The organism is Arthrobacter gallicola (assembly GCF_014836775.1).
In the GTDB taxonomy this organism is placed as follows: Bacteria; Actinomycetota; Actinomycetes; order Actinomycetales; family Micrococcaceae; genus Arthrobacter_B; species Arthrobacter_B gallicola.
Genome location: NZ_JACSQD010000003.1, coordinates 86,049 through 96,902, shown reverse-complemented (window position 1 = coordinate 96,902; position 10,854 = coordinate 86,049). Strand labels below are relative to the sequence as shown.

General features: G+C 66.0%; 6 protein-coding genes. 4 read left to right on the top strand and 2 right to left on the bottom strand.

Annotated features, from left to right (window positions below; translation table 11 throughout):
* The first annotated feature begins 266 nt into the window (after window positions 1–266).
* The 4 genes from H9639_RS07635 (at window position 267) to H9639_RS07620 (ending at window position 7,210) form a co-directional block, all read left to right on the top strand.
* The gene (locus H9639_RS07635) at window positions 267–461 is read left to right on the top strand and encodes a hypothetical protein (protein ID WP_191807521.1); all 195 of its coding nucleotides are present in this window, start codon (window positions 267–269) and stop codon (window positions 459–461) included.
* Window positions 462–805: 344 nt separating this feature from the next.
* On the top strand, window positions 806–3,838 hold the full coding sequence (aroA, locus tag H9639_RS07630; protein ID WP_191807520.1) for a 3-phosphoshikimate 1-carboxyvinyltransferase: 3,033 nt from the start codon (window positions 806–808) through the stop codon (window positions 3,836–3,838).
* Window positions 3,835–5,019 (top strand): acyl-CoA dehydrogenase family protein, encoded by a 1,185-nt coding sequence (locus H9639_RS07625; RefSeq protein ID WP_318242022.1) that lies wholly within the window; start codon window positions 3,835–3,837, stop codon window positions 5,017–5,019. Before aroA ends, H9639_RS07625 begins: the two co-directional genes overlap by 4 nt.
* Window positions 5,020–5,029: 10 nt before the next feature.
* Window positions 5,030–7,210 carry an oxidoreductase gene (locus H9639_RS07620; protein WP_318242021.1) on the top strand — a complete coding sequence of 727 codons (2,181 nt, stop codon included), beginning with the start codon at window positions 5,030–5,032 and terminating at the stop codon, window positions 7,208–7,210.
* Between the two features lie 53 nt (window positions 7,211–7,263).
* Here H9639_RS07620 and tuf read toward each other — a convergent pair whose 3' ends face one another.
* A complete protein-coding gene (gene tuf / locus H9639_RS07615; protein WP_066295960.1) occupies window positions 7,264–8,454 on the bottom strand; it encodes an elongation factor Tu in 1,191 nt (396 codons plus the stop codon).
* 228 nt (window positions 8,455–8,682) lie between these two features.
* On the bottom strand, window positions 8,683–10,797 hold the full coding sequence (fusA, locus tag H9639_RS07610; RefSeq protein WP_191807519.1) for an elongation factor G: 2,115 nt from the start codon (window positions 10,795–10,797) through the stop codon (window positions 8,683–8,685).
* Window positions 10,798–10,854 lie beyond the last annotated feature (57 nt).

Here is a 10,854-nt window from a genome sequence, read left to right as displayed (position 1 = left end):
GGTGCAGCGGGAGCCGGCGCCCAGGGAGAGGAAGCGGAAGACGGCGCGTGCTGCCGGCCGCTGTCGGCCTGCGCCTGGGCAGGAGTCGCTTGCACAGGGGGCAGCGCTTGAGCAGGGGTTTGCGCTTGCACAGAGGGCAGCGCTTGAGCAGGGGTTTGCGCTTGCACAGAGGGCAGCGCTTGAGCAGGGGTTTGCGCTTGTACAGGGGTCGCTTGCACAGAGGGCAGCCCTTGAACAGGAGACTGCAGTGGAGCAGAGGGCTGCGCTTGAGCAGGGATTTGCGGCTTGGTCTGCCCCTGCGTCATGGTGTACCCCGCCCCGGCAGCGGCATGACTGTGCTGAGCAGCATTACTGTGCTGGGCGGGGCTGCTGTGCTGGAGGGAGGCGGCGTCCTGCAGTCCTGCCTGATAGCCCTCTTCGAAGATCTGGGCGGGGTGAGGCAAACTGCCGCCATAGCCTGAGCTGTCCCAGGGGGCTGAAGCCTTCGCCTTCCGCGTGGAAAAGCGCCCCACCGTGAACGCGGCCGCTGCGACAGCCAGAATAAAGATGAATTCCCCCATGACCTGCCGTTTTCCCCTCTACCCGTCGGATCTGCTCACCATCCTAGGCGTGCAGGCGCGCTCCGCGGGCTGCCGCTTCCACCCTGTGGACAAAGCCGCCGCGGACTTCGCCCGGGAACAAAAATACGGACCTTCCCCGGCACTGGATGCGCAGCCTGTTCCGGGGGTCATTCCCAGCTGATAGCCTCGGCTCCGGGGTGGCCGCCTGGACGCGCACAGCAGCCGGTGGAAGGGCAAGAAACGCCATGCATCTTTCGGTCCTGGGAACACAGCAGCGCATCTGTGGGGAAGCACAGGTGCCCAACTCGAAATACCACGCCCACCGGGCGTTGATCCTCGCCTCACTCGCTCCCGGAACCAGCCGCATTACCGGGCTGACAGACGCCCGCCATGTGCATTACACGGTGGCCATGCTGCGCCGCCTCGGCACCCGGATAGACGTCGACGGCGGCACCTACGTTGTCCGCGGCGGCCCCTACGTCCCCACCGCGGACAGCATCTCCGCGGGCAGTTCCGGTACAACGCTCTACTTCATGGCCGGCCTCGCGGCACTGGGGTCCCGGGACGTCACAGTCACGGGCCAGAAGTACTTCCAGCGCCGGCCCATCGGTCCGCTGCTGACCGCGCTGCGGCAGATGGGTGTCGACGTCGACTCCCCCACCGACTGCCCGCCGCTGCGGGTCCGCGCCCACGCCCCCACCGGCGGAGAGGTGCATATTGCCGGAACACTTTCACAGTGGATCTCCGGTCTGCTGCTGCTGGCACCGTTTGCAACGGGGCCCACCACGGTGGTGGTGGACGGAACGCTGAACGAACGCACCTACCTTGAACTGACCGTCCAGATGATGCGGCAGTTCGGGCTGCAGGTTGAGGTGCATCAGGACTGGCACAGGTTCGAAATCCCGCCGGGGCAGCAGGCCGTGCCCACCGATGTGAGGATGCCGCCCGACATCGGTTCCGCGGCCTTCGGACTGGCAGCCGCCGCACTGCATCCCGCTGATCTGCTGCTGCGCGGGCTGACCTCCGTCACGGCCGGGGGCGCCGATCACCCGGAGGCGGATTTCCTGGACATAGCAGCGGACATGGGCCTGCCGATGGTCTACGACGCCGGGTCGGACGCGGTCCGGGTCCGGCACGACGGCGTGCGCCTGGGCCCGGCGGACATCGACTGCCGCCTCGTTCCCGATATGCTGCCGATCCTCTCCGTCATGGCGGCCTGCGCGGACGGCGAAAGTGTGTTCCGCAATGTGGAGCACGTGCGGCTGAAGGAGTCGGACCGGGTCGCCGCGATGCTGCAGCTGAACTCCATGGGCGCGGACGTACGGATCAGCGGCAGTGAACTGCGTGTCCGGGGCCCGGCACGCCTGGCCGGTGCGGACCTTTCCTCCTTCAACGACCACCGGGTACTGATGTCCCTGGCCGTCGCGGCATCGGCGGCGGAGGGCCGCTCCACGCTGACCTACCCAAACGCGTACCGGATCTCCTACCCGGAGTTTCTGGAGGCAATGAACTCCTTTGGGTTATCCATGCAGGTTGAGGAGGGCAGGGCGCTGCGCCGCAAATCCCCGGGGACCCGGCGCGGACACCGGCCGGCCCAGCTCACAGCGCGCAGCATCGAAGAAAGCGCAGCGCTCACCGGTCCCGGGTGGGTCCGCCGGTGGGCCAGGGAACGCCCTGCGGAAACCGCCGTCGTCGACGGACGGCCGCGGGACACCGGACACCTGACCTGGGCTGAACTGGATTCCGGCGCGGACCGGATCGCGGCGATGCTGCTGAGCTTGGGGGTCCAGCCCGGAGACCGGGTGGCTTTCCAGCTGCCGAACTGGAGCGAATTCGTCCTGCTGACCGTTGCGGCCCTGCGGATCGGGGCCGTGGCCGCTCCCCTGATGCCGATTTTCCGTGAACGTGAGGTCGCGTTTGCCTTGCACCGCTCGCGGGCCGCCGTCGTTGTGGTCCCCGAAGAGTTCCGCGGCAGGCACTATGCCGCGGAACTCTCCGGCATCCTGGCCGCGGGTACGGGCACCGATCCCGGCTACGACCTGGCGGTCCGGCACGTGGTGGTCATCGGCGCGGCGGCTCCCCCGCTTCCGGTCCGCGAGCGGGGCGTCATCTGGCACGGCTGGGAACAGGAACTGGCTGAGACCGAGGTGGACCGGGACCTGATTGACGCAGCTGCCCCGGCTCCCGATGCGCCGGCCCAGCTGCTGTTCACCTCCGGAACCACCGGAGAACCCAAGGGAGTCCTCCACCGGCACAGCACGCTAAGCCGGGCCGCCGCCATGGAAGCCCAGCAGCTGGAGCTGGACGGTTCGGACGCAGTTTTCGTCCCCTCTCCGCTGGCCCACCAGACGGGCTTTCTCTACGGAATGTGGCTGTCCTTCGTGCTGGGAGCGCCGCAGATCCTGCAGTCAGTCTGGGAACCCGAGCGCGCCCTGACCATGCTCCGCGGATGGAAGGGTACCTTCGTCCAGGCCGCCACCCCTTTCCTGACCGATCTGGTCAAAGCCGTGGAAGCCGGCGCCGCGGCCCCCGCCAGCCTGCGGATCTTCGTGAATACCGGCGCGGCCGTGCCACGGCACCTGGCCGAACGCGCAACCCGAGTCCTGGATACCGCCGTCTGCGGTGCCTTCGGCACCACGGAAACCTGTCTGGGGTCCGTCTCCTCCCCCGGCGACGATCCGGCCCTGGTCTGGGGAACGGACGGACGGCTGCTCCCCGGCGTCCGGGCCCGCATTGTCAGTGACGAGGGGCAGCTGCTCCCAGCAGGGATCGAGGGCAACTTCGAGCTGCTGAGCCCCACCCTGTTCGAGGGCTATCTGGACCGGCCGGACCTGACCAAAGAAGCCTTCACCGACGATGGCTGGTACCGCACCGGCGACCTGGCCACGCTCGACGACGCCGGGTACCTGCGGATCACCGGACGAGTGCGGGACGTGATTAACCGCGGGGGCGAGAAGATTCCCGTGGCGGAGATTGAGCAGCTGCTCTACCGCCACCCGGGGGTGGAGGACGTGGCGCTGGCTGCCATGCCCGATCCACGGCTGGGCGAACGGGCGTGTGCTTTCGTGGTCCCCGCCACCGGAACGGACCTGACCCTTGCTGAGCTCATCGGTTATCTGGACAGTTACCAGGTCTCGAAACACTACTGGCCCGAGCATCTTGAACTGGTCCAGGCCATTCCCCGCAATCCAGTCGGCAAAGTACAAAAGTTCCTGCTGCGTGAACGGGCGCGTGAACTGGCAGGAGATCCACCGGGCAAGGACAGGAGCCAGGCGTGAAGAACAGCAGCATTACGGCGGACGGGCGGGGCAGCTCCATCCCGGATTCCGAGTACCAGGGCCTGCTTGCAAGGGTCACGGACTGGGTCGAGGGACCCGGCGAGGCCTGGGCGGAGGAAATCGAAGCGGCAGGTTCCACCCCCGATGCACTGTGGAAACAGCTGCGGACCGAAGGCTTCCTGTCCCTGGCTGCGCCACGGGACCTCGGCGGCGCCGGGCTGAGCTTTGTGCAATGGATGGGACTGATGGAGGTGTTCTCCCGCTCGCACGCGTCCATCCGCATGATCGTGCACGTCCTGAACGGAACCTGGCGGGCCATGAACCCGTTCGCGGACGAACGCCAGCGCCGGGACGTCATCCGCCCGGCCGTGGCCGGGGACCTGACGGTGGCGTTCACCCTGACGGAACCGGGCAACGGCACCGGCGTGGACATCACCTCGACCGTCCGCCGCGACGGGGACACCTACTACCTCACCGGCCGCAAGCACCTGATCACCTTCGGGGTCCGCTGCGATTACTGGCTGTTGTTCGCCCGGCTGGAAGGCAGCACCGGCCGGGACGGAACCGTGGCACTGCTGGTTGACCGCACTGTCCCGGGGGCAGAGGTCGAAGATACTTCAAACACCATGGGCGTGCGCGGCACCGACCACGCATCGCTGTCCTTCACGGACGCACCGGTTCCGGTGGCGAACCGGCTGGGCGCGGAGGGCGAGGGCCTGCTGGTCGCGCTGGGCGGGTTCCTGACACCCAGCCGGATTTCCGTGGCCATGAGCTGTGTGGGGCTGGCCCAGCGCGCCCAGCAGCTGGCCGTCGCCTACGCACTGGAGCGCACAACCTTCGGGAAACCGCTCGCTTCCCGGCAGGCCATCGCCTTTATGCTGGCCGAAAACGCCGCCGACATTGCCGCCGCCAGGGCACTCACCCTGACAGCGGCCGCCGCCTGGCAGGATTCGGACCCGGGTGCGCCTGCACTGTCCTCGATGGCCAAGCTGACCGCCGTCGACATGCTCACCCGCGTCACGGACAAGGCGCTGCAGGTGCACGGCGGCATCGGTTACTGGCAGAGCCAGCCGATCGAACGGGTGTACCGGGATGCCAGGGCGCAGCGCTTCGAAGAAGGCACCAACGAAATCCAGAAGGCCGTGATTGCCCGGGACCTCCTGGGCCGCGCGGGCGGATAGCACCCAGCCCGTGTCTACCGATCCCCGCCCCGGAACCCGCAGCTTCCCGTCCGTGTTCACCCCCGGCGCCATCGGCACCCTGAACCTGCCGCACCGGATAGTCATGGGCTCCATGCACCTGAACTTCGAGTCGGACCCCCGTGCCCTGGGGGCATTTTATGCCGAACGGGCAGCCGGGGGCGCGGCCCTGATCGTCACCGGAGGCACCGCCGTCAACCGGGAAGGCTCCGGTGGCCGGACCTACCTGGTGAGCGGCAGCGGCGCTTTCCAGGAGGCGGCCGGCGCGGCGCTGGAGGCAGTGCACGACGCCGGCGGGCGGCTGGCGCTCCAGCTCTTCCACGCGGGCCGGTACGCCTTTGAAGAAACCTATGGGCTGCGTCCGCTTGCCCCCTCCCCGGTGTGGTCCGCGTACTCCCGGAGCACACCGGCTGCCATGAACCCGGAGCAGATAGCGCAGACGCTGGAAGACTTTGCCGGCGCTGCCCGCCTGGCCCGGGAGCTTGGCTTCGATGCCGTGGAAATCATGGGATCCGAGGGATACCTGGTGAATCAGTTCGCTTCAGCGGCCACCAATCTGCGTGATGACGACTGGGGTGGAGATGCCGTCCGGCGGCGGGCGTTTCCCCTTGCGGTGCTGGCAGCGGTCCGGGACGCCGCCGGTCCCGGATTCCCGGTAATCTTCCGGCTCTCCGGTGACGATCTGGTTCCCGGTTCCAGCCCGCCGGCGGAATACGCTGCTCTGGCCACCGCCCTCGCGGCGGCCGGGGCAGACGCCCTCAATATCGGAATCGGCTGGCATGAATCACAGATCCCCACGGTCCAAGCGCTGGTGCCGCACGGCCACTGGCTTCCCGTTGCGGCCCGGATCAAGGCTGTGCTGGCCGAGCACGCCTGCCCGGTCCCGGTCATCGGTTCGAACCGGATCAATTCCCTGGGCCAGGCGGAGGCCGCGCTGGCTGCCGGGCAGGTGGATTTTGTGTCCATGGCCCGCCCGTTCCTGGCCGATCCGCGCATCGTCGCCAAGAGCTCCGCCGGACGGCCGGAACTGGTGAACACCTGCATTGCCTGCAACGAAGCCTGCATCGACCGCTCGCTCGGGACCGAACCGGTCTCCTGCCTGGTCAACCCGCGGGCCGGACGGGAAGCCGCCTATCCGCTCGAAGTGCAGCCTGCGGGGATGAGGTCCGGGCCGGCCGAGGGCTCCTCACGCTCCGCGCCGGCCGGCTCCGGCCCCGCGTTGAGCCGGTTTGCGGCACGCCCGGCGGTGGCGGTGGCGGGTGCAGGCCCGGCGGGCCTCCAGGCAGCCGCAACCCTGGCCTCCCACGGTGTGCCCGTGGTTCTCTTCGAAGCCGAACCGGGCATCGGAGGGCAGTTCCTGCTGGCCGGCAAGGTGCCGGGCAAAGCGGACTTCCTGGAGACCATCAGGTACTTCGAACACGAACTCCCCCGGCTGGGTGTCCGGATCCGGACGGGCGTGCGGGTGCAGGCGGCCGAGCTGACCGGCTTCAGCCACGTGGTGGTGGCCACCGGCGTACTCCCCCGCACCGTCACACTGCCCGGGCGGGAAATGCTCCCCGTCCTGGACTACCGCGCGGCATTCGCGGCTCCGGCGGCGCTGCGCGCCCTACCCGGCGTCGCCGTCGTGGGCGCAGGGGGGATCGCGGTGGACCTCGCCCACCTGCTGATTTCTCCAACTCCGGGACGGCCGGAGACCGCGCAGCAGGCAGCCGAACGCTTTGCCCGTGAATTCTCCGGTCCCCCTGGAACGGACCACGCCGGGATCACCCTGCTGCGCCGGGGCGGGCGCATCGGGGCAGGGATCGGACCCTCTACCCGCTGGGCGGCGCTCCAGGCCCTGCGCAGCGCGGGTGTGCGCATGCTGACCGGAGTAACCGTCCGGTACCTGACGGACGCGGGTCTGCTGGTGAGCGGACCGGAGGGCGGGGACCTGCTGATCCCAGCCGACGCCGTCGTAGTAGCCGCCGGGCAGGTGGAAAACACCGAACTGGCCCGCGGACTCCAGGCGCAGGGCACGGCGTTCTCGGTCATTGGCGGCGCTGCCTCGGCCGCCGGGCTGAATGCGGTGCGTGCCTTCGCCGAGGGCCTGGAATGCGGTACTGCGCTGGCTGCGGCACTGGGCACTCACCGGGACAGCCCTCCGGCGGAACGCAAGAAGGCCCCGCTGCCGTAGCGGCGGGGCCTTCTCAATGCTGAACCGAACGGTCCGAGCGTCAGAGCATCAAATTACTTGATGATCTTGGTGACGCGGCCGGATCCAACGGTGCGGCCGCCTTCGCGGATAGCGAAGCCGAGGCCCTCTTCCATTGCGATCGGCTGGATCAGTTCAACGGTCATTTCGGTGTTGTCACCGGGCATAACCATTTCCGTACCCTCGGGCAGGGTGATAACACCCGTGACGTCGGTGGTGCGGAAGTAGAACTGCGGGCGGTAGTTCGAGTAGAACGGGTTGTGGCGGCCGCCTTCATCCTTGGACAGGATGTAGACGTTGGCCTCGAAGTCGGTGTGCGGGGTGATGGAACCCGGCTTGACGACAACCTGGCCACGCTCTACGTCTTCGCGCTTGATACCGCGGAGCAGCAGGCCACAGTTCTCGCCGGCCCATGCTTCGTCAAGCTGCTTGTGGAACATCTCGATACCGGTAACCGTGGTCTTCTGGACCGGACGGATGCCGACGATCTCGACCTCGGAGTTGATAGCGAGGGTACCGCGCTCGGCGCGGCCCGTAACAACGGTGCCACGACCGGTGATGGTGAAGACGTCCTCGATCGGCATCAGGAACGGCTTGTCCTTGTCGCGAACGGGGTCCGGAACGTTGTTGTCAACGGCTTCCATGAGTTCTTCGACGGACGCAACCCACTTGGGGTCGCCTTCCAGTGCCTTCAGGCCGGAAACGCGAACGACGGGAGCGTTGTCGCCGTCGAACTCCTGGGAGCTCAGCAGTTCGCGAACTTCCATTTCCACGAGGTCGAGAAGTTCCTCGTCCTCAACCATGTCGGACTTGTTCAGAGCGACCAGCAGGTAGGGAACACCAACCTGGCGGGCGAGCAGAACGTGCTCGCGGGTCTGAGCCATCGGGCCGTCAGTAGCGGCAACCACGAGGATTGCGCCGTCCATCTGAGCTGCGCCGGTGATCATGTTCTTGATGTAGTCAGCGTGGCCCGGGGCGTCAACGTGTGCGTAGTGACGCTTCTCGGTCTGGTACTCAATGTGCGAGATGTTGATGGTGATACCGCGCTGACGCTCTTCCGGCGCGGAGTCAATAGCAGCGAAGTCGCGCTGCTCGTTCAGGTCAGGGTACTTGTCAGCAAGCACCTTTGAAATGGCAGCGGTCAACGTCGTCTTTCCATGGTCAACGTGACCAATGGTGCCGATGTTGACGTGCGGCTTAGTCCGCTCGAACTTTGCCTTCGCCACGGGTTCCTCCTAGAAAGGTTAGAAGACTTCAATCACCAGCCGCGCTTCTCGCAACTGATCCGATACAAGTCTACTGGGGGGCTGTTATTTTGATGAAATTGCCTTGTGCTGCGGTTCCTTACAGGTTCCGCTCAGTCTGGCCGCGCAACCTGGTCTTCCGGATTATTAATCCCTGGACCAGGCTGCGCACGGCCGGTGTCCGAAGTGCTCCGGACACCGGCCAGGGTTTTACTCGCCGCGCGTCTTCTGGATGATCTCGTCGGCTACTGCCTTCGGGACCTCTGCGTAGCTGTTGAACGACATCGAGTAAACGGCGCGGCCCTGGGTCTTGGACCGCAGGTCGCCGATGTACCCAAACATGCCGGACAGCGGGACAAGGGCACGAATGACCTTTACGCCGCTGGCGTCTTCCATCGACTGCATCTGCCCGCGGCGCGAGTTGATGTCGCCGATGACCTCACCCATGTATTCCTCAGGGGTGCGGACTTCAACATCCATGATCGGTTCAAGCAGAACCGGGCTTGCCTGCCGTGCAGCTTCCTTGAAAGCCTGGCGGCCGGCGATCTTGAACGCCATTTCCGAGGAGTCGACGTCGTGGTAAGCGCCGTCGATAAGCGTTGCCTTGATGCCGACAACCGGGTAACCGGCAAGGATGCCGTCGGTGAGGGCGCTCTGGATGCCCTGGTCGACGCTGGGGATGTATTCGCGCGGAACACGGCCACCGGTGACCTTGTTCTCGAACTCGTACATTGCGCCTTCAGCAGTATCCAGCGGCTCGATCGCGATCTGGATCTTAGCGAACTGGCCGGAACCACCGGTCTGCTTCTTGTGCGTGTAGTCGTAACGCTCGACCGTACGGCGGATCGTTTCGCGGTAAGCAACCTGGGGCTTGCCCACGTTGGCTTCAACGCGGAACTCGCGGCGCATGCGGTCCACCAGGATGTCCAGGTGGAGCTCGCCCATGCCGGCGATGATCGTCTGGCCGGTGTCCTCGTCGAGGGAGACCTGGAAGGTCGGATCCTCTTCGGAGAGCTTCTGGATAGCCGTGGAGAGCTTCTCCTGGTCACCCTTGGTCTTCGGTTCGATGGCCACGGAAATCACGGGCTCCGGGAAGCTCATGGATTCCAGCACGATCGGGTTCTGAAGGTCGCACAGGGTGTCGCCCGTGGTGGTGTCCTTCAGGCCGATAGCGGCGTAGATGTGGCCGGTCGTGATCTCGTCGACCGGGTTTTCCTTGTTGGCGTGCATCTGGAAGAGCTTTCCGATGCGCTCCTTCTTCTGCTTGGTCGAGTTCATGACCTGCGTGCCGGAAGCAGCGTGACCGGAGTACACGCGGATGTAGGTCAGACGACCGAAGAACGGGTGCGTGACAACCTTGAACGCCAGTGCCGCGAACGGAGCTTCGGAATCAGCGGCGCGTTCGAGGATGACCTCTTCGTCGCGGATGTCGTGGCCCTTGATGTTCGGGACGTCAAGCGGGCTCGGCAGGTAAGCGACGACGGCGTCAAGCATCGGCTGTACGCCGCGGTTCTTGAACGCGGAGCCGCACAGCACCGGGTAGACCTCGGAGTTGACGGTCAGCTTGCGGATGCCGGCCTTCAGTTCCTCAAGGGTGAGTTCTTCACCTTCGAGGTACTTGTCCATCAGCTCGTCGCTGGCTTCAGCAACGGTCTCAACCAGCTTGGCGCGGTACTCTTCAGCCTTTTCCTGCAGGTCTGCGGGGATCGGCTCAACTTCGTACTTGGCGCCCATGGTCACGTCACCCTTGGCGTCGCCGCGCCAGGTGAGTGCACGCATTTCGAGGAGGTCAACGACGCCCTCGAATTCGCTCTCGGAACCGATCGGCAGCTGGAGGACCAGCGGCTTGGCGCCGAGGCGGTTGATGATGGTGTCGACGGTGAAGTAGAAGTCAGCGCCCAGCTTGTCCATCTTGTTGACGAAGCAGATACGCGGAACGTTGTACTTGTCAGCCTGGCGCCAGACAGTCTCGGACTGCGGCTCCACGCCTTCCTTGCCGTCGAAGACGGCTACGGCGCCGTCGAGCACGCGCAGGGACCGCTCAACCTCGACAGTGAAGTCAACGTGACCCGGCGTGTCGATGATGTTGATCTGGTTGTTGTCCCAGTAGCACGTGGTAGCTGCGGAGGTAATGGTGATACCCCGCTCCTGCTCCTGTGCCATCCAGTCCATGGTCGAGGCGCCGTCGTGCGTCTCGCCAATCTTGTGGTTGACACCGGTGTAGAACAGGATGCGCTCGGTGGTTGTGGTCTTGCCGGCATCAATGTGGGCCATGATGCCGATGTTGCGGACCTTGTTGAGGTCGGTAAGCACGTCGAGTGCCACGGTTTCTCCCTAGTTTTGGTTCTGGCCCTGCCGGTCATCCATTCGGCCTTCGGCCCC